A 25,459-nucleotide genomic window follows, 5' to 3' on the forward strand; every position below is an offset into this window, starting at 1 on the left:
TGGACTTGGCCGGGCGCAAGCTCGGCCTTTTTTTTATCGCGTCGCGTCGAGGGCGTCGAGCCGCGCCTGCAGGAAGGCGCGGTCGGCGGGCGAAGCGGCCCGGGCAATGGCCTGGGCATAGGCCCCGCGCGCCAGGCCGGTCTGGCCGGTGCGGGACAGGACCTCGGCCCGGGCGGCGTGGAAGGGTTGGTAGTCGATCAGCTCTGCCGCAATCGCATCGAGGATCTGCAATGACACATCCGGGCGCCCGGCCTCGGCGATGGCGACGGCGTGGTTCAGGCGGATGATGGCGGTCGGCTCGTGGTCGAGAAGGCGCCCGTAGAGGGCCGCGATCTGCGGCCAGTCGGGAGTGTCGCCCGCGTGCAGCGCGGCGATGGCGGCCTTGATCTGGAACGGCCCGGGGGACCGCCGTGCGATGGCGCGGTCAAGAAGCGCCGTCCCTTCCTCAAGCATCGCGCGGTCCCAGAGCCTGCGATCCTGCGCGGCGGGCGGCAGAGTGACACCTTCCGGCGACACGCGCGCCCCGGCACGCGCCTGCGTCAGAAGAAGGAGCGCGAGGCAGCCTTCGACTTCGGGCTGGTCCGGCGCGAGATTTAGCAGAAGCCTCGCGAGTAAGATCGCCTCTGCGCAGAGGTCCAGGCCAGCTTGCGGACCCTGGGCGTAGCCCGCGGTGAAGATGAGGTAGACGACGGTCAGGACCGAGTTCAGCCGGGCGGGCAGATCCTCTGGCCCCGGGATGGCAAAGGGGATACGCGCGGCGGCGATCTTGGCCCTGGCGCGCGACAGGCGCTGGCCCATCGTCGGTTCGGCGTCCAGAAAGACGGCCGCGACCTGCGGGGTGGTCAGGCCGCAAAGGCTGCGCAACGTCAGGGCAACGCGGGTCTTTTCCTCCAGCGCGGGGTGGCAGCAGGTGAAGATCAGGCGCAGGCGGTCGTCGGGGATGGTCTGGGGGTCGGGGTCCGCGGCTTCTTCGGCGGCCAGGACGGCAAGGGTGGCGCGGTGGCGGGCAAGGGTCGCATCGCGGCGGTAGCCGTCGATGGCCTTGCGCAGGGCGGCCCGCAGCAGCCAGCCCGTCGGACTGGCCGGAAGCCCCGCCCTGCCCCAATGCACCAGCGCCGCAGCGGCGGCATCCTGCAGCGCATCCTCGGCGCGCTGAAAGTCGCCGGTGCGCGCGATGAGGGCGGCCAGAAGCCGCCCCCGGTTCCGTTGCAGGACCCTTGCCAGGAGGGCCTGTGGCGACATCAGTAGTTCATCACCGGGCGCACCTCGACCGAGCCGTAGCGGGCGGCCGGAATCAGCTCGGCAAAGCGCAGCGCGGCGTCAAGATCAGGGGCCTCGATCAGGTAGAAGCCGCCGAGGTGTTCGCGGGTCTCGGCAAAGGGGCCGTCCATCGTCTCGACCTTTCCGGCGCGCTTGCGCAGCGTGGTGGCGGTCTCGACGGGTTGCAGCCCTTCGCCGGACAGAAAGGTGGCGATGCCGGGGATCCCGGACCCAAGCGTCATGTATTCGCCCATCATGGCGTCGAATTCCGGCGTGCCGGGGGCGGGCTCGGCCCCGGGCGCGGCGTAAAGCGTCAGAAGGTATTTCATCGGCGATCCTTTAGTCTGTCGGTCACGCGGCGGGATTGCCGCGCAATCCTAGACCAAGGACGCGCGGCAGGAAGAAATTTCGACATTGCCGGCGGCGGGGCACAAATTTCTTCGACGAAGAATTTTGCGGCACAGAGGGTGGGGGTGGTTTGCCCTTGCCACTCCTTTACCTTATGAGGCGGGCCAAGCCGCAAAAGTGCCTGCCCAAGGGGATGCCATGCAAGAGCCCGCCATCACGCCGGAACTGATCTCCACCCACGGAATCAAGCCCGATGAATGGGAACGTCTGCTGGACATTCTGGGGCGGCAGCCGACTTTCACCGAACTTGGCATCTTTTCGGCGATGTGGAACGAGCATTGTTCCTACAAGTCCTCGAAGATCCATCTGAAGAAGCTGCCGACCACGGGCCCGCAGGTGATCTGCGGACCTGGCGAGAACGCAGGAGTCGTCGATATCGGCGACGGACAGGCGGTGATCTTCAAGATGGAAAGCCACAACCACCCCTCCTACATCGAGCCGCACCAGGGCGCGGCGACGGGCGTGGGCGGCATCCTGCGCGATGTCTTCACCATGGGGGCGCGGCCCATCGCGGCGATGAACGCGCTGTCCTTCGGCCTGCCGAGCCACCCCAAGACCGCGCATCTGGTCAAGGGCGTGGTCGAGGGGATCGGCAGCTATGGCAATGCCTTCGGCGTTCCCACCGTGGGCGGCGAGGTGCGCTTCCATCGCGCCTACAACGGCAATTGCCTGGTGAATGCCTTTGCCGCGGGCCTCGCGGATGCGGACCGGATCTTCTACTCGGCCGCCTCGGGCGTCGGCATGCCGGTCGTCTATCTGGGCGCCAAGACGGGCCGCGACGGGGTGGGCGGGGCCACGATGGCCAGCGCCGAGTTCGACGACACGATCGAGGAAAAGCGCCCTACCGTGCAGGTCGGCGACCCCTTCACCGAGAAGCGGCTTCTTGAAGCCTGTCTGGAACTGATGGCCTCCGGTGCGGTGATCTCGATCCAGGACATGGGGGCTGCAGGGCTCACCTGCTCGGCGGTCGAGATGGGCGACAAGGGCGGGCTTGGCATCAAGCTGCAACTCGACGACGTGCCGCAGCGCGAGACGGGGATGACCGCCTACGAGATGATGCTGTCTGAAAGCCAGGAGCGGATGCTCATGGTGCTGAGGCCCGAGAAGGAGGCCGAGGCGCGGGCGATCTTCGAGAAGTGGGATCTGGACTTCGCCATCGTCGGCGAGACGATCCCCGAGGACCGCTTCCTGATCCTGCACGGCAACGAGGTGAAGGCGGACATCCCGCTGTCGAAGCTGTCCTCCAGCGCGCCGGAATACGACCGTCCTCATGTGCCGACCCCTGCCGCCGCACCGCTGGGCGAGGTGCCGCAGATCGGGGCCATCGCGGGTCTGAAGGCGCTGATCGGCAGCCCGACCTATGCCCACAAGGCCTGGGTCTTCGAACAGTATGACAGCCAGGTCGGCGCCGACACGCTGGTCACGCCGGGCCTGCCGGCGGGCGTGGTGCGGGTGCACGGGACGCAGAAGGCGCTGGCCTTCACCAGCGACGTGACGCCGCGCTATGTGAAGGCGAACCCGGTCCAGGGCGGCCGGCAGGCGGTGGCCGAGGCCTACCGCAACCTGACCGCCGTGGGCGCGCGGCCGCTTGCCACCACCGACAACCTCAACTTCGGCAACCCGGAAAAGCCCGAGATCATGGGCCAGTTCGTCGGCGCCCTGCAGGGCATCGGCGAGGCCTGCCGGGCGCTCGACATGCCGATCGTGTCGGGCAACGTGTCGCTCTACAACGAGACCGACGGCCAGCCGATCCTGCCCACGCCGACCATCGGCGCGGTGGGGCTGTTGCAATCCATGGACGAGCTGATCGCGGGCCGCCCGGAAGAGGGCGATCTGGCGGTCCTGGTGGGCGAGACCAAGGGGCACATGGGCCAGTCGGCGCTTCTGGCCGAGGCCTTCGGGATCGAGGCGGGCGATGCGCCCCCCGTCGATCTGGAAGCCGAGCGGCGCCATGGCGAGTTCATCCGCGCGCACCGCCGCCTGATCCGTGCCTGCACCGACCTGGGCGACGGCGGCCTCGCGCTGGCCGCCTTCGAGATGGCCGAAGGCGCTGGCCTGGGCGTGACACTTGAGGCGCGGGACACCCCTGCCCTCTTCGGCGAGGATCAGGCGCGCTATCTGGTCGCGGCCCCGACCGAGGATGCCGAGGCGCTGGTCGCGGCAGGCAAGGCGGCGGGCGTGCCGGTCGCGGTCGTCGGGCGCTTCGGCGGGCCGCTGGTCGATTTCGGCGGCGACAGCGCGCCGCTGGCAGACCTTTCGCGGCTTTACCGGACGGCCTTTGCCGCGGCGCTGGGTCTGTGATGCTGCGACCGGCCGGTGAGGCTGACATCGCCTTCATCCGCAGCCTGACCACGCGGCCCGACTACGCGCCCTTCATCGGCGACGCGGACGAGGCTCAGCTTCGGGCCTGGATCGCCGATCCCGCGGTCCGGGTGCTGATCTGGGAGGGTGCGGCGCGCGGCTTTGCGATTTTCCGCAGCGTCGGTCAGCCGGTGGTCGAACTGTTCCGCATCGCGCTCGACCGCGCGGGCGGCGGGCACGGCGACGCCTTCTTCCGCGCGCTGGTGGACCATGCCTTCCGCGACCTCGGCGCGGAGCGGCTGTGGCTGGATGCCAGCGCCGAGAACCCGCGCGCCGTCAGGGTCTATGCCCGCGCGGGCTTCCGCGAGGAGGGACGGCTCCGCGCGCACTGGTTCCGCCCTGCCCTGGGTCGGGCGGTGGATCTGATCCTGATGGGGATGCTGCGGTCGGAATGGCAGGCCCTTGAACCGCCCGCGCCGCAGGCCTAGGTTCCAAGGCAAAGGAGACGCCCGATGCCCATCGAAGCCCGCGACATCGAAGCCCTGATCCGGGAAAGCTTTCCCAACGCGAAGATCAGCGTGCAGGGTGACGACGGCGCGCATTTCGCGGCGGAAGTCATCGACGAGTCGTTCCGGGGCATGAACCGGGTCCAGCAGCAGCGCGCGGTCTATGCGGCGCTGAAGGGCAAGATGGATGGGCCGAACGGCGCGCTTCACGCGCTGGCCCTGACGACGAAGGCGCCGGACTGATGGCGCTGGGTGCGGGTCTGGGCGGGTCGGGCGTCGGCGGGCTGGTCACGGCGATCCTGCCGCTCGTGGGGATCGTCACCATGCTGCGGGCGCGCCGGCAGCGCAGGAACGGCACACCGCCTCCGGTGGACGAGGCCTCCGAAAGGCGCCGGGCGGCGACTTTGGAAAGCGAGCGGCGCATGGCCGCCTATCTGGCGCAAAGCCGGTCGGGCGGTCATGAGGCCGATGGGGATGACGAACAGGAGATCAGGCGATGAGCGCCGAGGCGATGATCCGCGAGACGATCGAGAAAAACGATGTGGTGCTGTTCATGAAGGGCACCAAGATGATGCCGCAATGCGGGTTCTCGTCCCGCGTGGCGGGGGTCTTGAACTTCATGGGCGTGGAATACCAGGACGTGAACGTGCTGGCCGACCCGGAGATCCGGCAGGGGATCAAGGATTTCAGCGACTGGCCGACGATCCCGCAGCTTTACGTCAAGGGCGAATTCGTCGGCGGCTGCGACATCGTCACCGAGATGACCCTCTCGGGCGAGCTGGACCAGCTCTTGGAAGCCAAGGGCGTGGCCTTCGACAAGGCGGCCGCCGACAAGATCCGCGAAGCCAACGCCTGACGCCGAGGCTGGCGGGGGCACCAGTGGGCGAACCGCCCTACCCTGCGTTGCAGGTCAGAAGCGGCGTCTCGCCCTCGGGTGTCTTCCAGTACAGGGTGGCCTCGTCACCCTTCGTCCACCAGACATAGCCGGAGCCGTCCGAGGGCCAGCCGTAGCGCGCACCTGACGCGGCCGGCTCGCCAACCAGCGTGATCTGGCGGCCATCGACATGGATCACCGCAAGGTTTTGATCCGGGCCGTTCACATAGGTCGCCGGAACCTGGACACCCCGGTCGCAGCCATAGGTCAGGGTAGAAAAGTCCTGCGCGACGGCGACCGAAGGCAGGACCGCAAGCAGCCAGAGCGCCCTCATCCGCGCACCTGTTCCTCGATCCGCGCCGCCATGGCCTCGGCCCGGGCGGCAATCTCGGCGAGGGTATCCGAGACCTGTTTCGGCACCACCGCCACATCGCGCGTAGCAACCGGACGCGCCTCCAGTTCGGCCACCCGGGCGCGCAGGCTGCGCAATTCGTCCTCGACCGCGGCGGTCTTGTCGGCCAGCATCAGGCCTGCCATCAGCAGCATCTTCGCCTCGGGCAGGCGGCCCAGCTGAGAGACGATCGGTTGCGCCTCGGCGTCCAGCATGCCCGCGGCCGCGCGCAGGAAATGCTCCTCCCCCGGCTGGCAGGCGACCTGGAACGAGCGCCCGCCGATGATGACTTCCAGATCAGGCATGGCTGGCCTCCGTCAGATGGGGTTCGAGCGCGGCAAGGATTTCGTCCATTTCGGCGATCTCGGTCAAGCGCAGGGCGCGGAGCGCCTCCAGCTCGGCCAGCATCGCCTTGTTGATCTGGCCGGGGTCGGCCACGCCAGAGGCCTGTGCGGTGCGCAGCGCCTCGAGCTGTTCGCGCAGCGACGCATTGACCCGGCGCATGCGCTGCAATTCCAGACCCTGCACGTCCAGTTCCTGCGTCAGACGGTCGATCTTGTCCTGAAGGTCACCCTTCGCCTCGCGCGCCGAGGCCGCACGCAGGCGGGCCTGCAACTGGGCGTTCAGCGCCTTCTCCTCATCGAGCTGGGCGCGCAGCTGTGCCTCGGTCGCGCCCGCCGCCGCGGCGGGGCCGGACGGCGCGGCGCGTGACAGTGACGGCAGACGGTCCAGACCCTTGCCGATCCGTTCCAGTGCCGCGGCGATCCGCTTTTCCAGTTCGGTGATTTCCTGCATCCCTACCCCCTGCACCCGGGCGCAAACCTGCGCCCGCACCCCTAGACGACCCTGTCCCGAATCGCCCGACCGATACTTCCGCCGATCTTAGCGCGAAACCCGGGAAAGGCGACCGGCCTTTCTTCCCAAGGCCTTGGGCAGCAAGCTTGATCTTGCCGGTCGCGCTGGGTAGGACGCTTGCGCGACCCCCTGCCCTTGTCGAAGGAAAAGCCCCGTGGACATCCAGACCCTCCGCCAGAAGAACCCCGACCACTGGATGCGCGCCACAGCGATCCGCGCGCTGGCGCTGGATGCGGTTGCGGCGGCGAACTCGGGCCATTCGGGGATGCCGATGGGCATGGCCGACGTGGCGACGGTCCTGTTCGAGAAGCATCTGAAGTTCGACCCCAAGGCCCCTCGCTGGCCGGACCGCGACCGGTTCATCCTGTCGGCAGGGCATGGGTCGATGCTGATCTACGCGCTGCTCTACCTCACCGGCTACGAGGACATGACGCTGGACCAGATCAAGGCGTTCCGCCAGTGGGGCGCGATCACGGCGGGCCACCCGGAATATGGCCATGTCGCAGGCGTCGAGACGACGACGGGTCCGCTGGGCCAGGGGATTTCCAACGCCGTGGGCTTTGCCATGGCCGAAGAAAACCTGCGAGCGCGCTGGGGGGCGAAGATCCAGGACCACCACACCTGGGTCATCGCCGGTGACGGCTGCCTGATGGAGGGGGTCAGCCAGGAAGCCATCGGTCTGGCGGGCAAGCAGCAGTTGTCGCGGCTGATCGTCCTTTGGGACAACAACGGCATCACCATCGACGGCAAGGTCTCGATCGCCGACATCACCGACCAGAAGGCGCGCTTTGCGGCGAGCGGTTGGGACGTGTTCGAGTGCGACGGGCATGACCCGACCGACATCGACCGGGCGCTGACGGCGGCCAAGGCCAGCCCCCGCCCGGCGATGGTCGCCTGCAAGACGCATATCGCCCTTGGCCACGCGGCGCAGGACACCTCCAAGGGCCATGGCGCGCTGACCGACAAGGCGCAGCTACAGGCGGCGAAGGATGTCTATGGCTGGCCGGGCGGGCCGTTCGAGGTTCCAGCCGACGTGAAGAAATGGTGGGAGTCGCTTGGCGCCCGTGGCGCCAAGGCGCGCGCCGAGTGGGAGGCGCGGCTGGCGGCCCTGTCGCCCGCGAAACAGGCCGAGTTCGCCCGCATCTTCGCGCTGGAGGCGCCGGCCAAGCTGGCCTCGGTCATTCGCGGCGTGAAGAAGCAGGCGGTGGCCGATGCGCCGAAGCTGGCCACCCGCGCAGCCTCGGAAAAGGTGCTGGCGGCGGTGAACCCGGTCGTGACCGAAACCATCGGCGGCTCGGCCGACCTGACGGGATCGAACAACACCAAGACGCCGGACCTGGGCGTCTTCACACCCGAGGACCGCAAGGGGCGTTACGTCTACTACGGCATCCGCGAACACGGCATGGCGGCAGCGATGAACGGCCTTGCGCTGCATGGTGGTGTGCGCCCCTATGGCGGCACGTTCATGTGCTTCACCGACTATGCCCGCCCCTCGATGCGGCTGTCGGCGCTGATGGGGGTGCCGGTGGTCTATGTCATGACGCATGACTCGATCGGTCTGGGCGAGGACGGCCCGACCCATCAGCCGGTCGAGCATCTGGCGATCAGCCGCGCCACGCCCAACACGCTGGTCATCCGCCCCGCCGACCTGGTCGAGGTGGCCGAGGCCTGGGAGATCGCGCTGACCGAGAAGACCCGGCCCACGGTGCTGGCGCTGAGCCGCCAGAACCTGCCCGCCGTGCGCAAGACCCACACCAACGCCAACATGGTTTCGAAAGGCGCCTATGTGCTGGCCGAGGCCACGGGCAAGCGCCAGGCAATCCTGATGGCCACGGGGTCCGAGGTGGAAATCGCGCTGAAGGCGCGCGCCGCGCTTGAGGCCGAAGGGATCGGCACCCGCGTCGTCTCGATGCCCTCGATGGAGCTTTTCGCCGAACAGGACGAGGCCTGGCGCCGCAAGATCCTGCCCCCCGGCCCGGTGCGCGTCGCCATCGAGGCGGGCGTCCGGCAAGGCTGGGACCGCTGGCTTCTGGGCGAGCGGGGCCGCGAGGCGAAGGCCGGCTTCGTCGGCATGTCCTCGTTCGGCGCCTCGGCACCGATGGAGCGGCTTTATGCCGAGTTCGGCATCACCGCCGAGGCAACCGTGGCCAGGGTCAAGGCGCTGCTCTGAGCCTTTGGTTTAGGATCGGCGATTAAGCGGCGGCTTAGGGCCGCCGCTGTTTTTTGGCTGACCTTGGGGGTCCTGCTGGCTAGGGTCCGACCCACAGGGAGGGTCGCCGGATGCGATTGCTGAAAACCGTTCATGGTTGGCTTGGGGTGATCGTGTTGCCCTGGGTCATCGTCATCGGCCTTACCGGCCTGTTCCTGAACCACGAAAGGCTGGTCATGGGCTGGCTGGAGGGCGAGGGCTACGACGAGGCCCAGTTCAACAACTGGCCCAGCGCGCGGGCGCTGACTGTCGGCGAGGCGCAGGCCGTGGCAGAGGCGGTCCTTCCGGGCGCCGACATCAGGCTCAACGAGGACAAGACCTATCACGGGCGCGAGGTGGCGACGTTCGACGCGGGCGAGACCCGGGTGATCGTCGCGCTGGCGACCGGGCATTACTGGGTCAAGACAGACTTCGCGCGAACGACATACGCCCCGGACGGGACGGTGCTGGAAGCCAAGATCTACTGGGAAGGCATCTTCAAGCGGCTGCATGTGCGGGGCTGGCTGACCGCGACCCTCGGCACCTGGCTGGCCGATATCACCGCCGCGGCGATGGTGGTCTTCGGGCTGACCGGAATCGTGCTGTTCCTGATGCCGCGGTTGCGCCGCAGGCAGAACCATCGGCGCATGCGTCAGGCGGGATGAGCCGCACCAGGTCGCTGCGCAAGGGCCGCCCGTCGCGGGCGGCCTTTTCATTTGCGCCGGCCCGGGTCAGGGTTCCCCGTGAGCGGGGGGAGAGGCGACATGGCGGGATGGCGGGGCGTGATGCCGGCGATGGCCGGGCCGAGGGCGCTGGACCTGGCGCGGGCCGGGTGCGGGGCGGCGCTGGGGTTGCTGCTGACCGGCCTCCTCCTACGTGGCGCGGGGATCGGCTGGCTGATCGCGCCCTTCGGCGCCTCGGCGGTTCTGGTCTATGCGGTGCCGAACAGCCCCCTGGCGCAGCCCTGGTCGGTGGTGGTGGGCAATGGCGCGTCGGCCGTCGTGGCGCTGACGCTGACTGCCCTCTTGCCCCCGGCGGACTGGGTGGTGCCGCTGGCGGTCGGCACGGCCATCGCGGCCATGCTGGTCCTGCGGGCCTTGCACCCTCCGGGGGGCGCGGTCGCGCTTCTCCTGTCGCTGGGAGGCTCGGGCGGCTGGGGTGCGAGTCTGGCGACGGTCCTCGCCGGGTCCGTGGCGCTGGTCGGCGTCGGGGTGCTGTGGAACCGCGCCACGGGTCGGGCCTATCCCTTCCGCCAACCGGCGCAGGCCGGGGCGCATGGCACCACGGACCCGGCCCCGCAGGCGCGGATCGGGGTCGATCCCGCCGAATTGCAGGCGATCCTCGAGGACTACCGCCAATCGGCGAACCTGGGCGTCGCCGACCTCGCCCGGCTTGTCGGGGCGGTGGAACAGGCCGCCGCCGCGCGGCGCCTGGAACGGTTCACCGCCGCGGACATCATGTCGCGCGACCTGGTGACGGTAGAGCCCGAGGCGCCCCTTTCAAAGGTGGCCGACCTGTTCCGCCGGCATGGCTTCACCTCGCTTCCGGTGACCGAGGGCCCCCGGCTGGTCGGCGTGATCTTCCAGATCGACCTGATCCGCCGCGCGCAGGACGATGCCTTCCGCCAGCACCACGGCCTGCTGCGCAGCCTGACGCGGCTGGTCGACAGGGGCAGGGCGCGGCCTCCGAAGGCGGGCGCGATCATGGAAACCGGCGTGGCGCGGGTCGCGGCGGACACGCCCGTCGGCGCGCTGCTGCCGCTTCTGTCCGACGGCGGCAGCGAGGCGGTGCCGGTCCTCGACGGTGCGCGCCTTGTCGGGATCGTCACGCGGACCGATCTTGTGTCGGCGCTGGCGCGGCGGCTGGCGCTGGGGGCCGCACCGGCCGAGCCCTAGTGCGCCGCGGCCTTCTTCCCGGTCAGCGCCGCCCAGAGCGGCCCGATCACCCGCGTCGCGACCGGGATCAGCAGGACGCCGAGGATCAGGCCGAACACCCCGTCCAGCGCCGCCGTGGTCAGCCAGCCGACGACGCCCGCTGCGGCCGGCACGGCATGGGCCGCGGCCTCGGCGATGTGGTGGATGGTCTCGTAGGGCCAGGGCCAGAGATGCGTGACCTCAAGCCCGTGGACGACGATGTTGCCCCCGACCCAGAGCATCGCGGCGGTGCCCAGGGTGGACAGGAAGGCCATGAGCCGGGGCATCCCCTTGACCAACCCGCGCCCGAGCGCCCTGCCCGCCCCCGTCCGCCCCGTGGCGGCCATGTGCAGGCCCACGTCGTCCATCTTCACGATCAGCGCCACCGCGCCATAGACCGCGACGGTGATGAGTGTGCCGACCACCGCCAGCGTCACCGCCTGAAGCCAGAAGCTGGGGCTTTCGATGGTGGCCAGCGCGATGGTCATGATCTCGGCCGACAGAATGAAATCGGTCTTGATCGCGCCGGCGACCTTTTCCTCTTCCAGATGGGTCGGATCCCTGGTGTCGAAATCCTTCTCAACTTCGCGGTCGGCATGGGGCGCGAAGGCGTGGAGCAGTTTCTCGGCGCCTTCAAAGCACAGGTAGGCGCCGCCCAGCATGAGAAGCGGCGTGATGACCCAGGGCGCGAAATGGTCAAGCGCAAGGAGACCCGGAAGGAGGACGACCAGCTTGTTGCGGAGGCTTCCCAGTGAAATGCGCCAGATGATCGGGAGTTCCCGGTCGGCGGAAAAGCCGTGGACGTATTTCGGCGTCACCGCGGCATCGTCGATCACCACGCCCGCGGCCTTGGTCCCCGCCTTGGCGGCCGCGGCGGCGATGTCGTCCACCGAGGCCGCCGCCACCTTGGCGATGGCCGCCACGTCGTCAAGAAGTGCGAGAAGTCCGCTCATGCCCTGCCCCGGATTGCGCTCAACCGATGATGTAGCGGCAAACGCGGGATTCGGCAAAGCGGAGCGGGGGGTTAGCGCAAACAGGCGAAGATTGCGCTAACATCATGAAACTATGTCGTTTTCCGCCTTGCATGTGATGCTGGACCGGCTAGGGCAGGACCAGCGCATCCAGAGGGGAATTTTCGCATGACCGTGACTGTCGGCATCAACGGCTTCGGCCGCATCGGGCGCTGCACGCTGGCCCATATCGCGGAATCGAACCGCAACGACGTGCAGGTGGTGGCGATCAACGCCACCGGGCCGGTGGAGACGAACGCGCATCTTCTGCGCTACGACAGCGTGCATGGCCGCTTTCCCGGCGTGGTGAAGGTGACGGAGGACGGCCTTGACCTCGGTCGTGGGCCGATCCGCATGATGTCGAGCTATGACCCTTCAGAGCTGGACTGGCAGGGCGTGGACGTGGTGCTGGAATGCACCGGCAAGTTCAACGACCGCGACAAGGCGGCGGTGCATCTGGGGCGCGGGGCGAAGCGGGTCCTGGTCTCTGCACCGGCCAAGCGGGCTGACCTTACGGTGGTCTATGGCGTGAACCACCGGAGCCTCCTGCCCGAACATCTGGTCGTCTCGAACGCTTCCTGCACCACGAACTGCCTGGCTCCGCTGGCCAAGGTGCTGAACGACGCCATCGGGATCGAGAGCGGGATCATGACCACGATCCACAGCTACACGGGCGACCAGCCGACGCTGGACCGGCGGCACAAGGACCTCTACCGCGCGCGGTCGGCGGCGATGGCGATGATCCCGACCTCGACCGGGGCCGGCAAGGCCATCGGCGAGGTGCTGCCGGAACTGGCGGGCAAGCTGGAGGGCAGCGCGATCCGGGTGCCGACGCCGAACGTCAGTGCGGTGGACCTGACCTTCATCGCGGCAAAGTCGGTCACTGTGGCCGAAGTCAACGAAATCGTAAGGGAGGCCTGCGCAGGCTACATGGGCATGGTCATGGCCTATGATCCCGAACCCAAGGTGTCGATCGACTTCAACCACACGCCGCAGTCCTCGATCTTTGCGCCGGAGCAGACCAAGGTCGCCGGGCGTTCCGTTCGCGTGCTGGCATGGTATGACAACGAATGGGGCTTCTCCTGCCGGATGGCCGACGTGGCCGGCGTGATGGGGCGGCTTGCGCAGTAGCGGGGCACGTGGCCCCGGCAGGGGACCGTCTTGACCAATACCATCGCGCTCTGGCTCGGGCTTGTCATCGTGGCGGGGATCATCGCCGACTTCGCCCTGAACGGCGGCGCAGCGCTGCTGTTTCTGGCAAGGAAGTTCCTCGACCTGATGGAATGGGTGGAATTCTGGAACTGAGACCGTCAAACTCCGGTTGCAATTCTCGCTGATATCGCTTTGTTAGCGCTATCGGGAACGCCCCAGCTTCGGAGGAAGAGTCATGGCCGTCAAGGTTGCCATCAACGGGTTCGGACGCATCGGTCGCAACGTGTTGCGTTCCATAATCGAGTCGGGACGGACCGACATCGAAGTCATCGCGATCAACGACCTGGGTCCGGTCGAGACCAACGCGCATCTCCTGCGCTACGATTCGGTGCACGGCAAGTTCCCGGCGACGGTGACCACGGGTGCCGACACGATCGACGTGGGCCGCGGGCCGATGCGGGTGACGGCGCTGAAGAACCCCGCCGACCTGCCCTGGGGCGACGTGGACATCGTGATGGAATGTACCGGCATCTTCACGTCCAAGGAAAAGTGCCAGGCGCACCTGGAAAACGGGTCGAAGCGCGTGCTGATCTCGGCCCCAGGCGACGGGGCGGACAAGACCATCGTCTATGGCGTGAACCACCACACGCTGACCAAGGACGACATCGTCGTCTCGAACGCCTCCTGCACCACGAACTGCCTGTCGCCCGTGGCCTATGTCCTGAACAACGCCATCGGGATCGAGAAGGGAATGATGACCACGATCCACAGCTACACCGGCGACCAGCCGACGCTGGACACGATGCACAAGGACCTCTACCGCGCCCGCGCGGCGGCGCTGTCGATGATCCCGACTTCGACGGGGGCGGCGAAGGCTGTGGGGCTGGTGCTGCCGGAGCTGAAGGGCAAGCTCGACGGATTCGCCATGCGCGTGCCGACGCCGAACGTGTCCGTCGTGGACCTGAAGTTCATCGCAAGGCGCGCGACCACGGTCGAAGAGGTGAACGCCGCGATCAAGGCCGCCGCCGACGGCCCGCTGAAGGGGATCCTCGGCTACACCAACGAAAAGCTGGTGTCCTCGGACTTCAACCACGACCCGCATTCCAGCGTGTTCCACATGGACCAGACCAAGGTGATGGACGGGACCTTCGTGTCGATCCTGTCGTGGTATGACAACGAATGGGGCTTCTCCAACCGCATGGCTGACACGGCCGTGGCGATGGGCAAGCTGATCTGAACCCATTGACAGAACAGGAAAAAGGGCGCCGGATGGCGCCCTTTTTTGCCGCGCAAGCCATGCATTCTGCGCATAGCCGCACCGCAGCATTGTCCGTTGTTTGCGCTAACGGGCCGCTTATCTTGCGTCTTGCGAGAAGGAAAAGCAGACCTCTCGCAGATATAGAAGGACGATGAAGATGATTTCCGTATATGAAATGCTGAAGACCGCAGCCGCCAATTACGCGCTGTACCGCAAGACCCGCGACGAGATCGCGAACCTGCCCGCCGACATCGCGCTTGACCTGGGCCTGCTCCCCGGCGACGCCGACAAGATCGCGCGCGAAGCCGTCTATGGCAAGGCGGCCTGACCGAAACGGTCAGTAGTCGAATTCCAGGCGGGCCTCGGTCCCGCCCTCCGGGCGGCGCTCCATCACCAGGGTGCCGCCCAACTGTTTGGCGAACTGCCGCGCGATCGACAGGCCCAGGCTGTGCGCCTTCTCGATGTCGAAACCGTCGGGCAGGCCCTGCCCGTTGTCCCGGATCTGCAACAGCGCCTTGCCCTCGTCCGGCCTTGCCCCCAGCGTCACGCCGATCCTGCCGGCGCTGTCCCCCGGAAAGCCGTGTTCCAGCGTGTTCGCGACCAGTTCGGTCGCGATCAGCCCCAGCGGCACCGAGACATCCGGCCCGACCAGAAGCGGATCGGCCCGCACCTCCAGCGAGACGCGATCCGCCGCGCCCGCGCTTTCCAGGATGTCGCGCCCGGTGTCGGCCAGGAACCGTGCCATGTCCACGGTCTGGCCCGAGGGGTCGTGCAGGTTGCGCATGATCCGGGCGACGAGGTCGATGCGGCGAACCGAATCCTCCAGCGCAAGGCCGGCGGCCTCGTCGCTCACCGCCCGGCGTTGCAACTTCATCAGCCCCGACACCGTGGCAAGATTGTTCGATACCCGGTGCTGCAACTCGTGGAACATCAGCCGACGCTGTTCGGCAAGGGTCGCATTGGCCTGTCGTTCGACCTCCAGCGCACGCATCGCCTTCTGGACCCCATGGATCAGCAGGATGATGGTTCCGGCGATGACGACAAAGAACGAAAGCGCCAGCACGCTGGCTCCGTCCAGCGCAAGACTGTTGAGGGGGGCGATAAAGAAATACCAGGCGGCCAGGAGGCTCGCCACGGCAATCGCGCCCCCTGGCGCCGTGCCCAGGAAGTAGGCACCAAGGATGATGGCCGGAAGGAAGGTCAGATAGGGAAACCCGGGCGGCAGCGCGCCTTCCAGCTCGTAGCGGAGGGCGAAGGCCAGTAGAAAGGCCAGCGTGGCGCCACCCCAGCGGAGCCAGGCCGGCAGAGCGTTAGGATCCCAGTGACTGATCCTTTCAGTAAGCCTCAAGCTCGTCCCCCGGCGTCCTTGCGCTGCGTTCCTGTCACGACATTCCCTGCGGTTCCGAGAGTTCAGGGCCCCGCGGCACGCCGTCAGCCCCTCCGCTTGGCTTCCAAGGAAAGCTGAACCGCGGGCGTGACGAATTTCGAGACATCACCGCCCAGGCGCGCGATCTCCTTGACCAGCTTCGAGGCAATCGCTTGCCGGCGGGCATCCGCCATCATGAACACCGTCTCGATGCTGGCATCCAGAGCGCGGTTCATCCCGACCATCTGGAACTCGTATTCGAAATCCGCCACCGCCCTGAGGCCGCGGATGATGATCCCGGCCCCCACGTCGCGGGCGCAGTCGATCAGCAGATTCTCGAAGGGGTGGACAACGATCTCGCCGCCCGTGCGGGCCTGGATCGCGCTGCACTCGGCCTCCACCATGGACACCCGCTCTTCCAGGGAGAACATCGGCCCCTTGTCGCGGTTGATCGCCACCCCGATCACCAGCCGGTCCACCAGCGCCATCGCCCGCTGGATGATGTCGATATGGCCGAGCGTGATCGGATCGAAGGTTCCCGGATACAGACCGATGCGCATGGCTCTCCTCGCCGCCCCAAGACCTGCGCACGCAACAATATTGCGCGCGCCGGTGCAAGCGATTTCCCGACGTCAGAAGCCCTTGATCATGCCTTCCAGCGCATCCTTTTCCGCCGCAAGCTCCATCAGCCGGGCCTTGACCACGTCGCCGATGGAAATCAGCCCGACCATCTCGTCGCCCTCGACCACCGGCATGTGACGGAAACGGCCGTCGGTCATCCGGCCCAGCACGCTGTCGGTGCCTTCAGTGCGGCTGCACGAGACGATCTTCGCCGTCATCAGCGATTCCACCGGATCGGTCAGGCAGGCCGCGCCGCGCTTGCCAAGCTCGCGCACGATGTCGCGTTCCGAGACGATGCCGCGTGCCTTCTTGCCATCGGCCGAAACGATCACCGCACCGATGCGGCGGGACGACAGGATCCCTGCAACTTCCTGGACCGTGCTTCCCGGCGCCACCGTAACCACCTTGAAGTCACCCTTGGATGCGAGGATTTGCTGAACGAGCATGGGACGGCCCCTCCCTCTGACCGGAGGTCAAGCGTCGGACCGGACAGGGGATTCTGTCAAGCGCAGCTTTCATCCCCCCTTAGCGCCGCCTCCAGCCGCGCCATCTCGGACCGCGCCTCGCGGGTCAGCTGGTCGGCGAAACGGTTCAGCCGGTCGAGCCGCGCGTCGCTCTCGTGCCGGATCAGCCAGAAGGCGCGGGTGAGGCTGATCCGGTCGGTCAGGATCCGCGTCAGATTCGGCGCTGCGGGCAGCGCGAAGTCGTGCACCACCCCCACCCCTGCCCCGGCCCGCAGCCAGTTCAGCTGCACCGAAACCGAGTTGGACGTCAGCACCGCCGGCCCGATCCCGATCTCGGCCAGGTAATCCAGTTCCTTGTCGAAGATCATGTCGGGGATGTAGCCGACGATGCGGTGACCTTTCAGGTCGGCGGGCGCGCAGATCGGCGGGGCGGCGGCCAGGTAGTCGCGGCTGGCAGCCAGGTGAAGGCGGTAGTCGGTCAGCTTCTGCACCGTCAGCCGCCCGGCCTCGGGGCGGCTCACGGCAATCGCCATGTCCGCTTCGCGCTTGGACAGGTTGAACACCCGCGGCAGGGCGACGATCTGTACTTCGAGCCCCGGATTGGCGTCGCAGATCCGAGCCAGCACCTGCGGCAAGAGGTAGTTCGCGCAGCCGTCCGGCGCGCCGAGGCGGATGAGGCCGGTAAGACCGCCGGGGCCGGACAGGCTCTCCTCGGCGCCGAGCGCGGCGCGTTCGGCCGCCTCGGCATGGGGGATCAGCCGCGCCCCCTCTTCGGTCAGCGCATAGCCCTGCGGGGATTTGGTGAAAAGCCGCGTCTTTGTCGCCTCTTCCAGCCGGGCGATGCGGCGCCCAACGGTGGCTGGGTCGATCTTCAGCCGCTTGCCCGCCGCCGACAGGCTTTCCGTCCGCGCCACGGAAAGGAACACGCGCAGATCGTCCCAGTCCACGGAAAACTCCTCGTGCGCTTTCGCTTCTCGTCGTACGCCCCCGACGAGCGCATGAAATGCGACGAGGGGGCGTGCGATTTTGCAAAACCCTTTTGGGAGATTGCCGCTTTGTCTGGCGTTTGTGCAAGGGTAAAAGGCGCGGCAGGCAAAGGGAGGATTCCATGCAAGAGATCGGTCACTGGATCAACGGAAAGCGCGTCGCCGGCACCTCGGGCCGCTTCGCCGATGTCATGAACCCCGCCACCGGCGAAGTGCAGGCGCGTGTTGCGCTGGCCACGCTGGCCGAACTCGACCACGCCATCCAGGAGGCCGCCAAGGCCCAGGTCGGCTGGGCCGCCACCAACCCGCAGCGCCGCGCGCGGGTGATGATGGCCTTCGGGGCGCTCATAAACGCGAACATGGACAAGCTGGCCGAGATGGTGGCCCGCGAGCACGGCAAGACCATCCCGGACGCCAAGGGCGACGTGCAGCGCGGCCTCGAGGTGATCGAGGTCTGCATGGGCGCGCCCGCCATGCTGAAGGGCGAGGCGATGGACAGTGCCGGCCCCGGCATCGACCTTTACGCCATCCGCCAACCCCTTGGCGTCGTTGCCGGAATCACGCCGTTCAACTTCCCTGCGATGATCCCGCTGTGGAAGATCGGCCCGGCGCTGTCCTCGGGCAACGCGATGATCCTGAAGCCTTCGGAACGGGTGCCCTCGACCTCGCTGTTCCTGGCCGAACTCCTGCAACAGGCCGGCCTGCCGGATGGCGTCCTTCAGGTCGTCAACGGCGACAAGGAAGTGGTGGACGGCATCCTGGATCATCCCGTCATCCAGGGCGTGGGCTTCGTCGGCTCCACACCCATCGCGCAGTACATCTACGGCCGCGCCGCGGCCAACGGCAAGCGCGCCCAGTGCTTCGGCGGGGCGAAGAACCACATGATCATCATGCCGGACGCCGATCTCGACAAGGCCGCCGACGCGCTGGTGGGCGCGGGCTATGGCGCGGCGGGCGAGCGGTGCATGGCGATCTCGGTTGCCGTGCCGGTCGGCGAAAAGACGGCCGACGCGCTGATCGAGCGCCTCGTGCCGCGGATCGAGAAGTTGAAGGTCGGCCCCTATACCGCTGGAAACGATATCGATTTCGGCCCGGTCATCACCAAGGCATCGAAGGACCGCATCCTGGGCCTGATCGACTCGGGCGTCGAACAGGGCGCGAAGCTGGTCGTGGACGGGCGCAGCTTCAAGCTGCAAGGCTACGAGAACGGCTTCTTCGTCGGGCCGTCGCTCTTCGACCATGTCACCCCCGACATGGAGATCTACAAGCAGGAGATCTTCGGGCCGGTCCTGTCCACCGTCCGCACCAAGTCTTATGACGAGGCGCTGAAGTTGGTGATGGACAACGAATACGGCAACGGCACCGCGATCTTCACCGCTGACGGCGACACCGCGCGCGACTTCGCGAGCCGGGTGAACGTGGGGATGGTCGGCATCAACTTCCCGATCCCGGTGCCCTTGTCCTATTTCAGCTTCGGCGGCTGGAAGAAATCGGCCTTCGGCGACCTGAACCAGTACGGGCCCGATGCCTTCCGCTTCTACACCAAGACCAAGACGGTCACGGCGCGCTGGTTCTCGGGCATCAAGGAAGGCGCGAGCCTGAACTTCAAGGCACTGGACTGACCGCGCCGCAACCGACGCAAGGGGGCCTCCGGGCCCCCTTTTCGCTTGCGCCGCGCCCGCCGACCGGCATGATCGCCGCATGTGGACCCTGCCCCCCGATCTTGCCTGCGACCTTGCCCCCGAAAGCTGCAAGCTGCTGACAGACCTGCCGAATCGGGTAGTCCCAAAGGGCCAGGTCCTGTTTCGGGCCGGCGATCTGGCGCAGGGCTTCGTCATCGTGCTCTCGGGCCGGATCGAGGTGCGCCTGACCGCCGCCTCGGGGCGTGAGATCCTCCTGTATGCGGTGGAACCCGGCGAAAGCTGCGTGCAGACGACGCTTGGCCTGATGGGGGACGAACCCTATTCCGGCGAGGCGGTGACGGCCTCCGAGGTCGAACTGGTGCTGATCCCCCGGCCCATCTTTGCCCGGCTTCTGGACAGCGATCCGGGCTTCCGCGCCTTTGTCCTGCGTGCCTTCGGGCAGCGCATGGCGGAACTGACGCAGCTTTTGGAGCGAGTCGCCTTCGGCCGGGTCGAGGTGCGGCTGGCCGAGGCGCTTCTGGACCTGGCTGATGGCGAGCTGGTACAGGCCACCCAGGCAGAACTGGCCGCCCGCATAGGTTCGGCGCGCGAGGTGGTATCGCGCCGGCTGGAGGCCTTCGCCCGCCAGGGCTGGGTCAGCGTCGAGCGCGGCCATGTCCGCCTGCACGACCCCGAGGAAATCCGCCGCCTGGCCGCTCAGGCAGTGTGATCTGGTCACAGACCGACTCGGTCGCCTTGTGCTATTCAGGAAGCATGGCCATGACGGCCGCAAGGAGGCTGAAATGTTCAAGACCAATGTAGGCGGCGTGGACCGCGTGCTGCGAATCGTGGTGGGCATTGCCCTGCTGGTCTGGTTCTTCGTCGACCGGGGTGAGGGCTTCTGGCACTACGCCAAGCTGATCGGCGTCGTGCCGCTGGCCACGGGCCTGTTCGGCACTTGCCCGCTCTATTCCATTCTCGGGATCTCCACCTGCCCGATGAAGAAGGCGTAACGAGTGCGGCGGCGGATCACTCCGCCGCCATTTTCCTCGGCTTGAGCAGGTCCTTCAGATAGCGGCCGGTGTGGCTGGCCGCGACCTTCACCACGTCCTCGGGCGTGCCGGTCGCCACGATCTCGCCGCCGCCATCGCCGCCCTCGGGGCCGATGTCGATGACCCAGTCGGCCGTCTTGACCACGTCAAGGTTGTGCTCGATCACCACCACCGTATTGCCCTGATCCACAAGGGAATGAAGAACTTCCAGGAGTTTCCTAACATCCTCGAAGTGCAGGCCCGTGGTCGGCTCGTCGAGGATGTAGAGCGTCCGACCCGTCGCCCGGCGGCTGAGTTCCTTCGACAGCTTCACCCGCTGCGCCTCGCCCCCTGACAGGGTCGTCGCCTGCTGGCCGACCTTGATGTAGCCAAGGCCCACCTCGCAGAGCGCCTCCATCTTCTCGCGGATCGCGGGGACGGCCTGGAAGAAGTCGCGCGCATCTTCGCAAGTCATCTCAAGAACGTCGGCGATGCTCTTGTTCTTGAACTTGATTTCCAGAGTCTCGCGGTTGTAGCGGTGGCCCTTGCAGGTCTCGCAGGTGACATAGACATCGGGCAGGAAGTTCATCTCGATCTTCAGCACGCCGTCGCCCTGGCAGGCTTCGCAGCGCCCGCCCTTGACGTTGAAGCTGAACCGCCCCGGCCCGTAGCCGCGCGCCTTTGACTCCGGCAGGCCCGCGAACCAGTCGCGGATCGGCGTGAAGGCCCCGGTGTAAGTGGCTGGGTTGGAACGCGGAGTCCGCCCGATCGGCCGCTGGTCGATGTCGATCACCTTGTCCAGATGCTCGAATCCCTTGATCGTCTCGCAGGGGGCCGGCGTCTCGTGTGCGCCGTTCAGGCGCATGGCCGCCGTCTTGAACAGCGTCTCGATGGTCAGCGAGGACTTGCCGCCGCCCGAGACCCCGGTCACGCAGATGAACTTGCCCAGCGGGAAATCGACGGTGACGTTCTTCAGGTTGTTGCCCGTGGCGCCCACCACGGTCAGCATCTTGCCGTTTCCCTTGCGCCGCGCCTTCGGCACCGCAATCTCCCGCGCGCCGGAGAGATACTGGCCGGTCAAGCTGGCCGAATCGGCGGCCACCTCGGCGGGCGTGCCGTGGCTGACCACCATCCCGCCATGCACCCCGGCGCCCGGTCCCATGTCAAAGACATAGTCGGCCTCGCGGATCGCGTCCTCGTCATGTTCCACCACCAGCACCGTGTTCCCCGCATCGCGCAAGTTCTTCAGCGTGGTCAGAAGCCGGTCGTTGTCGCGCTGGTGAAGGCCGATCGAGGGTTCGTCCAGCACATAGAGCACACCCGTCAGGCCCGATCCGATCTGCGAGGCAAGGCGAATCCGCTGCGATTCCCCGCCCGACAGGGTGCCCGCGGCGCGGCTCATCGTCAGGTAGTTCAGGCCGACATTCACAAGGAATCCAAGACGTTCGCGGATTTCCTTCAGAATGGCCCGGGCGATCTCGTTCTGCTGTTTCGTCAGCGTCGCGGCCACGCCTTCCACCCAGGCGAAGGCCTCGGTGATTGACATTTCGACCACCTGGCCGATGTGCAGCCCGGCAATCTTGACCGCCAGCGCCTCGGGCTTCAGCCGATAGCCGCCGCAGGCCCCGCAGGCGCGGTTCGACTGATAGCGCTCCATCTCCTCGCGGCTCCAGGCGCTGTCGGTCTCGCGGTAGCGGCGTTCCATGTTGGGGATGATCCCCTCATAGACCCGCTTGACCTGATAGACCCGCCCGCCCTCGTCATAGCGGAACTCGATCTCCTCGCCCTTCGAGCCGCGCAGGAACAACTCCTTGATGTTCTCCGGCAGGTCCTTCCACTTGGCCTTGAGGTCGAAGCCGTAGTGCTTGGCCAGGGCCTCCATCGTCTGGGTCAGATAGGGCGATTTCGACTTGGCCCAGGGCGCGATGGCGCCTTGCAGCAGCGTCAGGTTCTGGTCGGGCACGACAAGGCGTTCATCGAAGAACAGTTCCATCCCAAGGCCGTCGCAGACCGGGCAGGCGCCGAAGGGTGCGTTGAAGCTGAACAGGCGCGGCTCGATCTCGGCGATGGTGAAGCCGCTGACGGGACAGGCGAATTTCTCGGAATAGGTGATGCGGGTGGGCTCCTCGCCCTCTTTCAAATCGGCCAGTTCGATGACCGCGATCCCGTCGGCGAGGTTCAGCGCGGTGCGGAAACTGTCGGCAAGCCGCGTCTCGATCCCCTCGCGCACCACGATCCGGTCCACCACCACGTCGATGTTGTGGCGGAACTTCTTGTCGAGCGTTGGTGGCTCCTCGAGCTCGTAGAAGGCCCCGTTGACCTTGACGCGCTGGAAACCCTGCTTGCGCAGTTCCAGGAACTCCTTCTTGTATTCCCCCTTCCGGTCCCGGATGATCGGGGCGAGGAGATAGGCGCGCGTCCCCTCCTCCATCGCCATCACGGCATCCACCATGTCCTGCACCTGCATCGCGGTGATCGGCAGGCCGGTCGCGGGGGAATAGGGCGTGCCGACGCGGGCAAACAGCAGGCGCAGGTAGTCGTAGATTTCCGTCACCGTGCCGACGGTAGAGCGCGGGTTCTTCGAGGTCGTCTTCTGCTCGATGGATATGGCCGGCGACAGGCCCGAGATGTGGTCCACGTCCGGCTTGCCCATCATGTCCAGGAACTGCCGGGCATAGGCCGACAGACTCTCGACATAGCGGCGCTGCCCTTCCGCATAGATCGTGTCGAAGGCTAGCGACGACTTGCCGGACCCCGACAGCCCGGTGATGACCACCAGCTTGTCGCGCGGAATATCGACATCCACGCCCTTGAGGTTGTGCTCGCGCGCGCCGCGCACTTCGATGAACTTCTGTTCCGCCATGGCCGACCCCAAAGGTGCAGGCGCAAGACATAGGACGGTTTCGACGAGTCTCCAACCGGAAAAAGTGAACGTAGCATGAACATGCTGCCGACGCGAAAAAGGGGCTTCACATTTTCATCTAGCAAGCTATATAGGTGAAAATCCACAACCGAGGTGCTCCATGTTCTCCTTTCTCCGTCCGGGCCAGACCACTGCACGTCCCAGCATCGCCGAAGTCGCCGATCTGGTCGCGCAGGAAAGAATGGTTCTGCTCGACGTGCGCGAAGTCGCCGAGGCCAAGGCCTCGGGCATCGCCAAGGGCGCGCGGCTGATCCCGCTGTCGATTCTGGGCATCAAGGCCGATCCGAAGCACCCGGACTGCGAACTGCCGCACGGGCTACCCATCGCGGTCTATTGCGCCTCGGGCGGGCGGTCGGGGATGGCGGCGGATGCGCTAACCCGGCTGGGCTACGGTCCGGTCTACAATCTTGGCGGCCTGCGCGACTGGGCGGCAGGCGGCGGCCAGGTCGTCGCCTACTAGAGCCGCAAGCGGCGGGCCTTCTGGACCGCGTGAACGGCGATTCCCAACGCTGAAAGCGTGACGGCAGCGATGGTCAGCCCGGCCGGCCCGGCGCTGGCCATGAGCGTGGCCAGAACCGGCGTGCCGGTCGTGGTGCCCAGATTGCCCAGTTGCGCCACCGCCCCGGCGGCGCGGGCGCGGTCCTCGGCGCTGGCGTTCAGCTCGGGGATCGCAGCAAAGCTCGCCCCCTGCACGATGCCGAGCGCGGCCGAAAGCAGGAAGCCCCCCGCCACCATCCCGGCCCCCTGCCCCCAGAACAGCCACAGGAGCAGGAAGCCGGGGATCGCCACGGCATAGCCCGCCTGGACCAGCCGGACCGCGCTCATCCGGCCCAGGAGCCAGACCCCCAGCGTCAGCGAGACGGCGATGGAAACGAGCGGCATCCCCGCCGCTATCAGCGCGCGGTGGGTCGCGGGCGTTTCGGGCGGCAGCAGTGTCAGGACGGCGACGTAGAGGAAGGTATAGCAGCAGAACCCCATCGCCGGGGCCGCGAGGCGGGGCGAAGCGTAGATCCGGGCGTGCTGGGCCAGGAGGTTGTCCATCGGCAGCGCCTGGCCCCGGGGGTCGGGCGGCAGGGTCAGGGCGAGGATCGCCGCCAGCGCGGCCATCCAGGCGGCGTGGCCGAGGAAGAGGCCGGTCGGCGTTGCCATGGGTCCGATCAGCGCGAGGATCGTGTAGGTCACCCCGAAGAACGACGACCACAGCGTCATCGCCAGCGGCCGGCGGTGTTCGGGGGCAAGCGCGGCGATCATCGTCGGCCCGACGACAACGATGGCAAGGTGGCTTGCCCCTTCCACGATCCGGCTGGCCAGCATCAGGGGGTAGGCGGGCAGCAGGCTTTGCAGCGCCGACATCGCCGCCCCTGCCGCCAGCGCCGCGACGATGGCCCGGCGCGGGCCAATCCGGGCGACCAGCAGGCCGGCGGTGGTGCCGAAGATCAGCCCGACCATGCCGACGATCGACACGACGAGGCCAAGCGCGACTTCTCCCCCGCCGCCGTAGGTGGTGCGCAGGGTCTCGTAGAGGATCGAGATTTTCCCGAACTGGGCGGCGGCGCCAAGGCCGGCGGCCCAGAGAAGGAGGACGAGAAGCATGGGGGGAAGCGGGCGCATGGGGCAGTCGTAACCGGAACGATCGCGCGACGCCAGAGCCTGTCCCGCTTGGACAGATCGGGATAATCCTTCGGCGTCAGATGTTTGGCTGCGGGCGCCAGGGAATTCGCAAGAGTCTTCGCACGGCGACTCGGCCCGCTGCGGCCTTGTCGCAAAACGTGACTTCACAGCTTCATGTCGGACTTGCAAAGTTTTCATGAAAGTTCAGCATGGCTTTCATGACACCTCTTGCCGCCGCCCTGCTGGCCACCGCCCTTCTCCTGGCCCCCGCGGCCCGGGCCGGCGAGCGATGCGCGCTGGTCGCCGGGCTGAATCGCGTCCTGACCGACAGCACCGCCTACGCGCCGGTCCCCTGCCCCGAGATCGGCTTCTCGGCGCTGGAGGGCGCGGCGGGCCTGCGCTCGCAGGCCGGGGCCTATTTCCCCGAGACCGGGCGGATCGAGCTGGCGCCGGATCTCGACCTGACCACCGCCTACGGGCAAAGCTTCCTCCTGCACGAGATGGTCCATGCCGCGCAGTTCGCGGAAGGTGCGGACGCCCGCGCGCCCTGCCCCGCCGCGCTGGAGGCCGAGGCCTACCGGGTGCAGGCCGATTTCCTGCATCGCGCCGGGCTGACCCGCGACGCGCTGCTGACCCGGATGCTGGGTGACCAGCTGGGCACCTGCGGGGCCGCGCCGGACTACTGACCGGCGGCTCCTCGTCGGCTTCGCCGCTCGTCG

29 protein-coding genes are annotated in these 25,459 nt (G+C 67.3%); 17 read left to right on the forward strand and 12 right to left on the reverse strand.

Annotated features, from left to right (window positions below; all coding sequences use genetic code 11):
• Positions 1-33: 33 nt before the first annotated feature.
• Both ACK4IU_RS01670 and ACK4IU_RS01675 read right to left on the reverse strand, forming a co-directional pair.
• Positions 34-1,242 (reverse strand): RNA polymerase sigma factor, encoded by a 1,209-nt coding sequence (locus ACK4IU_RS01670; RefSeq protein ID WP_409730983.1) that lies wholly within the window; start codon positions 1,240-1,242, stop codon positions 34-36.
• Positions 1,242-1,589 (reverse strand): YciI family protein, encoded by a 348-nt coding sequence (locus tag ACK4IU_RS01675; protein ID WP_409730985.1) that lies wholly within the window; start codon positions 1,587-1,589, stop codon positions 1,242-1,244. Before ACK4IU_RS01675 ends, ACK4IU_RS01670 begins: the two co-directional genes overlap by 1 nt.
• Positions 1,590-1,806: 217 nt before the next feature.
• Between ACK4IU_RS01675 and purL the strand changes: the two genes are divergently transcribed.
• Genes purL through grxD form a run of 5 tightly spaced genes read left to right on the forward strand, consistent with a single transcriptional unit; the run spans position 1,807 to position 5,331 of the window.
• On the forward strand, positions 1,807-3,969 hold the full coding sequence (gene purL / locus ACK4IU_RS01680) for a phosphoribosylformylglycinamidine synthase subunit PurL (protein WP_409730987.1): 2,163 nt from the start codon (positions 1,807-1,809) through the stop codon (positions 3,967-3,969).
• Positions 3,969-4,457, forward strand: a complete 489-nt coding sequence (locus tag ACK4IU_RS01685) for a GNAT family N-acetyltransferase (RefSeq protein ID WP_409730988.1) — start codon at positions 3,969-3,971, stop codon at positions 4,455-4,457. The genes purL and ACK4IU_RS01685 overlap by 1 nt, the downstream gene beginning before the upstream one ends.
• Positions 4,458-4,481: 24 nt before the next feature.
• Positions 4,482-4,718, forward strand: a complete 237-nt coding sequence (locus tag ACK4IU_RS01690) for a BolA/IbaG family iron-sulfur metabolism protein (RefSeq protein WP_409730990.1) — start codon at positions 4,482-4,484, stop codon at positions 4,716-4,718.
• A complete protein-coding gene (locus ACK4IU_RS01695; RefSeq protein WP_409730992.1) occupies positions 4,718-4,975 on the forward strand; it encodes a hypothetical protein in 258 nt (85 codons plus the stop codon). Before ACK4IU_RS01690 ends, ACK4IU_RS01695 begins: the two co-directional genes overlap by 1 nt.
• A complete protein-coding gene (grxD, locus tag ACK4IU_RS01700; protein WP_409730994.1) occupies positions 4,972-5,331 on the forward strand; it encodes a Grx4 family monothiol glutaredoxin in 360 nt (119 codons plus the stop codon). The genes ACK4IU_RS01695 and grxD overlap by 4 nt, the downstream gene beginning before the upstream one ends.
• Positions 5,332-5,368: 37 nt before the next feature.
• Here the strand turns inward: grxD and ACK4IU_RS01705 are convergent, their stop codons facing one another.
• Genes ACK4IU_RS01705 through ACK4IU_RS01715 form a run of 3 tightly spaced genes read right to left on the reverse strand, consistent with a single transcriptional unit; the run spans position 5,369 to position 6,535 of the window.
• Positions 5,369-5,683, reverse strand: a complete 315-nt coding sequence (locus ACK4IU_RS01705) for an MliC family protein (protein ID WP_409730996.1) — start codon at positions 5,681-5,683, stop codon at positions 5,369-5,371.
• Entirely contained in the window at positions 5,680-6,045 is a 366-nt protein-coding gene (locus ACK4IU_RS01710; RefSeq protein WP_409730998.1) for a cell division protein ZapA, read from the reverse strand. Before ACK4IU_RS01710 ends, ACK4IU_RS01705 begins: the two co-directional genes overlap by 4 nt.
• Positions 6,038-6,535, reverse strand: a complete 498-nt coding sequence (locus tag ACK4IU_RS01715; RefSeq protein WP_409731000.1) for a hypothetical protein — start codon at positions 6,533-6,535, stop codon at positions 6,038-6,040. Before ACK4IU_RS01715 ends, ACK4IU_RS01710 begins: the two co-directional genes overlap by 8 nt.
• A gap of 214 nt (positions 6,536-6,749) precedes the next feature.
• Between ACK4IU_RS01715 and tkt the strand changes: the two genes are divergently transcribed.
• From tkt to ACK4IU_RS01730, 3 genes are all read left to right on the forward strand, one after another.
• Positions 6,750-8,765: a transketolase gene (gene tkt, locus ACK4IU_RS01720; RefSeq protein WP_409731002.1), complete on the forward strand. Its 2,016-nt coding sequence runs from the start codon at positions 6,750-6,752 to the stop codon at positions 8,763-8,765.
• A gap of 110 nt (positions 8,766-8,875) precedes the next feature.
• Positions 8,876-9,448 (forward strand): PepSY-associated TM helix domain-containing protein, encoded by a 573-nt coding sequence (locus tag ACK4IU_RS01725; protein WP_409731004.1) that lies wholly within the window; start codon positions 8,876-8,878, stop codon positions 9,446-9,448.
• A 99-nt stretch (positions 9,449-9,547) separates the two neighbouring features.
• Positions 9,548-10,678: an HPP family protein gene (locus ACK4IU_RS01730; protein WP_409731006.1), complete on the forward strand. Its 1,131-nt coding sequence runs from the start codon at positions 9,548-9,550 to the stop codon at positions 10,676-10,678.
• Here ACK4IU_RS01730 and ACK4IU_RS01735 read toward each other — a convergent pair.
• Complete coding sequence (locus ACK4IU_RS01735) at positions 10,675-11,649, reverse strand: DUF808 domain-containing protein (RefSeq protein ID WP_409731008.1); 975 nt, start codon at positions 11,647-11,649, stop codon at positions 10,675-10,677. The genes ACK4IU_RS01730 and ACK4IU_RS01735 overlap by 4 nt on opposite strands.
• A gap of 186 nt (positions 11,650-11,835) precedes the next feature.
• On the opposite strand from ACK4IU_RS01735, the gene gap (ACK4IU_RS01740) reads away from it, so the two are divergent.
• The 4 genes from gap (ACK4IU_RS01740) (at position 11,836) to ACK4IU_RS01755 (ending at position 14,444) form a co-directional block, all read left to right on the forward strand.
• Positions 11,836-12,837, forward strand: coding sequence for a type I glyceraldehyde-3-phosphate dehydrogenase (gene gap, locus ACK4IU_RS01740; RefSeq protein WP_409731010.1), 1,002 nt, complete (start codon positions 11,836-11,838; stop codon positions 12,835-12,837).
• A gap of 30 nt (positions 12,838-12,867) precedes the next feature.
• Positions 12,868-13,011: a glyceraldehyde-3-phosphate dehydrogenase gene (locus tag ACK4IU_RS01745; protein ID WP_409731012.1), complete on the forward strand. Its 144-nt coding sequence runs from the start codon at positions 12,868-12,870 to the stop codon at positions 13,009-13,011.
• Positions 13,012-13,093: 82 nt separating this feature from the next.
• Entirely contained in the window at positions 13,094-14,095 is a 1,002-nt protein-coding gene (gene gap / locus ACK4IU_RS01750; RefSeq protein WP_409731014.1) for a type I glyceraldehyde-3-phosphate dehydrogenase, read from the forward strand.
• A 172-nt stretch (positions 14,096-14,267) separates the two neighbouring features.
• Positions 14,268-14,444 carry a hypothetical protein gene (locus ACK4IU_RS01755; RefSeq protein WP_409731016.1) on the forward strand — a complete coding sequence of 59 codons (177 nt, stop codon included), beginning with the start codon at positions 14,268-14,270 and terminating at the stop codon, positions 14,442-14,444.
• A 9-nt stretch (positions 14,445-14,453) separates the two neighbouring features.
• Here ACK4IU_RS01755 and ACK4IU_RS01760 read toward each other — a convergent pair whose 3' ends face one another.
• The 4 genes from ACK4IU_RS01760 to ACK4IU_RS01775 form a co-directional block, all read right to left on the reverse strand.
• Positions 14,454-15,464: a sensor histidine kinase gene (locus ACK4IU_RS01760; protein ID WP_409731018.1), complete on the reverse strand. Its 1,011-nt coding sequence runs from the start codon at positions 15,462-15,464 to the stop codon at positions 14,454-14,456.
• An 83-nt stretch (positions 15,465-15,547) separates the two neighbouring features.
• Positions 15,548-16,042 carry a pantetheine-phosphate adenylyltransferase gene (coaD, locus tag ACK4IU_RS01765; RefSeq protein ID WP_409731019.1) on the reverse strand — a complete coding sequence of 165 codons (495 nt, stop codon included), beginning with the start codon at positions 16,040-16,042 and terminating at the stop codon, positions 15,548-15,550.
• A gap of 72 nt (positions 16,043-16,114) precedes the next feature.
• Entirely contained in the window at positions 16,115-16,549 is a 435-nt protein-coding gene (locus ACK4IU_RS01770) for a CBS domain-containing protein (RefSeq protein WP_409731021.1), read from the reverse strand.
• Between the two features lie 56 nt (positions 16,550-16,605).
• The gene (locus ACK4IU_RS01775; RefSeq protein WP_409731023.1) at positions 16,606-17,514 is read right to left on the reverse strand and encodes a LysR family transcriptional regulator; all 909 of its coding nucleotides are present in this window, start codon (positions 17,512-17,514) and stop codon (positions 16,606-16,608) included.
• 161 nt (positions 17,515-17,675) lie between these two features.
• On the opposite strand from ACK4IU_RS01775, the gene ACK4IU_RS01780 reads away from it, so the two are divergent.
• From ACK4IU_RS01780 to ACK4IU_RS01790, 3 genes are all read left to right on the forward strand, one after another.
• On the forward strand, positions 17,676-19,175 hold the full coding sequence (locus ACK4IU_RS01780) for a CoA-acylating methylmalonate-semialdehyde dehydrogenase (protein WP_409731025.1): 1,500 nt from the start codon (positions 17,676-17,678) through the stop codon (positions 19,173-19,175).
• 79 nt (positions 19,176-19,254) lie between these two features.
• The gene (locus tag ACK4IU_RS01785) at positions 19,255-19,905 is read left to right on the forward strand and encodes a Crp/Fnr family transcriptional regulator (protein WP_409731027.1); all 651 of its coding nucleotides are present in this window, start codon (positions 19,255-19,257) and stop codon (positions 19,903-19,905) included.
• 73 nt (positions 19,906-19,978) lie between these two features.
• A complete protein-coding gene (locus ACK4IU_RS01790) occupies positions 19,979-20,188 on the forward strand; it encodes a DUF2892 domain-containing protein (protein ID WP_149586663.1) in 210 nt (69 codons plus the stop codon).
• A gap of 16 nt (positions 20,189-20,204) precedes the next feature.
• On the opposite strand, the gene uvrA is transcribed toward ACK4IU_RS01790, so the two are convergent.
• Positions 20,205-23,069 carry an excinuclease ABC subunit UvrA gene (uvrA, locus tag ACK4IU_RS01795; RefSeq protein WP_409731029.1) on the reverse strand — a complete coding sequence of 955 codons (2,865 nt, stop codon included), beginning with the start codon at positions 23,067-23,069 and terminating at the stop codon, positions 20,205-20,207.
• Positions 23,070-23,229: 160 nt separating this feature from the next.
• Between uvrA and ACK4IU_RS01800 the strand changes: the two genes are divergently transcribed.
• A complete protein-coding gene (locus ACK4IU_RS01800) occupies positions 23,230-23,589 on the forward strand; it encodes a rhodanese-like domain-containing protein (RefSeq protein ID WP_409731031.1) in 360 nt (119 codons plus the stop codon).
• On the opposite strand, the gene ACK4IU_RS01805 is transcribed toward ACK4IU_RS01800, so the two are convergent.
• Positions 23,586-24,740, reverse strand: coding sequence for an MFS transporter (locus tag ACK4IU_RS01805; RefSeq protein ID WP_409731033.1), 1,155 nt, complete (start codon positions 24,738-24,740; stop codon positions 23,586-23,588). The two genes, ACK4IU_RS01800 and ACK4IU_RS01805, sit on opposite strands and share 4 nt — an antisense overlap.
• Before the next feature lie 218 nt (positions 24,741-24,958).
• Between ACK4IU_RS01805 and ACK4IU_RS01810 the strand changes: the two genes are divergently transcribed.
• Positions 24,959-25,426, forward strand: coding sequence for a DUF6647 family protein (locus ACK4IU_RS01810; RefSeq protein ID WP_409731035.1), 468 nt, complete (start codon positions 24,959-24,961; stop codon positions 25,424-25,426).
• The last annotated feature ends 33 nt before the right edge of the window (positions 25,427-25,459 follow it).

Source organism: Tabrizicola flagellatus (assembly GCF_046295235.1).
Taxonomy (GTDB): domain Bacteria; phylum Pseudomonadota; class Alphaproteobacteria; order Rhodobacterales; family Rhodobacteraceae; genus Tabrizicola; species Tabrizicola flagellata_A.

Bases quoted from the DNA above. Each gene is read 5' to 3' on its own strand.
- ACK4IU_RS01670 (WP_409730983.1), bottom strand. From the start codon at position 1,242: ATGTCGCCACAGGCCCTCCTGGCAAGGGTCCTGCAACGGAACCGGGGG.
- ACK4IU_RS01675 (WP_409730985.1), bottom strand. From the start codon at position 1,589: ATGAAATACCTTCTGACGCTTTACGCCGCGCCCGGGGCCGAGCCCGCC.
- purL (WP_409730987.1), top strand. From the start codon at position 1,807: ATGCAAGAGCCCGCCATCACGCCGGAACTGATCTCCACCCACGGAATC.
- ACK4IU_RS01685 (WP_409730988.1), top strand. From the start codon at position 3,969: ATGCTGCGACCGGCCGGTGAGGCTGACATCGCCTTCATCCGCAGCCTG.
- ACK4IU_RS01690 (WP_409730990.1), top strand. From the start codon at position 4,482: ATGCCCATCGAAGCCCGCGACATCGAAGCCCTGATCCGGGAAAGCTTT.
- ACK4IU_RS01695 (WP_409730992.1), top strand. From the start codon at position 4,718: ATGGCGCTGGGTGCGGGTCTGGGCGGGTCGGGCGTCGGCGGGCTGGTC.
- grxD (WP_409730994.1), top strand. From the start codon at position 4,972: ATGAGCGCCGAGGCGATGATCCGCGAGACGATCGAGAAAAACGATGTG.
- ACK4IU_RS01705 (WP_409730996.1), bottom strand. From the start codon at position 5,683: ATGAGGGCGCTCTGGCTGCTTGCGGTCCTGCCTTCGGTCGCCGTCGCG.
- ACK4IU_RS01710 (WP_409730998.1), bottom strand. From the start codon at position 6,045: ATGCCTGATCTGGAAGTCATCATCGGCGGGCGCTCGTTCCAGGTCGCC.
- ACK4IU_RS01715 (WP_409731000.1), bottom strand. From the start codon at position 6,535: ATGCAGGAAATCACCGAACTGGAAAAGCGGATCGCCGCGGCACTGGAA.
- ACK4IU_RS01725 (WP_409731004.1), top strand. From the start codon at position 8,876: ATGCGATTGCTGAAAACCGTTCATGGTTGGCTTGGGGTGATCGTGTTG.
- ACK4IU_RS01730 (WP_409731006.1), top strand. From the start codon at position 9,548: ATGGCGGGATGGCGGGGCGTGATGCCGGCGATGGCCGGGCCGAGGGCG.
- ACK4IU_RS01735 (WP_409731008.1), bottom strand. From the start codon at position 11,649: ATGAGCGGACTTCTCGCACTTCTTGACGACGTGGCGGCCATCGCCAAG.
- gap (WP_409731010.1), top strand. From the start codon at position 11,836: ATGACCGTGACTGTCGGCATCAACGGCTTCGGCCGCATCGGGCGCTGC.
- gap (WP_409731014.1), top strand. From the start codon at position 13,094: ATGGCCGTCAAGGTTGCCATCAACGGGTTCGGACGCATCGGTCGCAAC.
- ACK4IU_RS01755 (WP_409731016.1), top strand. From the start codon at position 14,268: ATGAAGATGATTTCCGTATATGAAATGCTGAAGACCGCAGCCGCCAAT.
- coaD (WP_409731019.1), bottom strand. From the start codon at position 16,042: ATGCGCATCGGTCTGTATCCGGGAACCTTCGATCCGATCACGCTCGGC.
- ACK4IU_RS01770 (WP_409731021.1), bottom strand. From the start codon at position 16,549: ATGCTCGTTCAGCAAATCCTCGCATCCAAGGGTGACTTCAAGGTGGTT.
- ACK4IU_RS01780 (WP_409731025.1), top strand. From the start codon at position 17,676: ATGCAAGAGATCGGTCACTGGATCAACGGAAAGCGCGTCGCCGGCACC.
- ACK4IU_RS01785 (WP_409731027.1), top strand. From the start codon at position 19,255: ATGTGGACCCTGCCCCCCGATCTTGCCTGCGACCTTGCCCCCGAAAGC.
- ACK4IU_RS01790 (WP_149586663.1), top strand. From the start codon at position 19,979: ATGTTCAAGACCAATGTAGGCGGCGTGGACCGCGTGCTGCGAATCGTG.
- uvrA (WP_409731029.1), bottom strand. From the start codon at position 23,069: ATGGCGGAACAGAAGTTCATCGAAGTGCGCGGCGCGCGCGAGCACAAC.
- ACK4IU_RS01800 (WP_409731031.1), top strand. From the start codon at position 23,230: ATGTTCTCCTTTCTCCGTCCGGGCCAGACCACTGCACGTCCCAGCATC.
- ACK4IU_RS01805 (WP_409731033.1), bottom strand. From the start codon at position 24,740: ATGCGCCCGCTTCCCCCCATGCTTCTCGTCCTCCTTCTCTGGGCCGCC.
- ACK4IU_RS01810 (WP_409731035.1), top strand. From the start codon at position 24,959: ATGACACCTCTTGCCGCCGCCCTGCTGGCCACCGCCCTTCTCCTGGCC.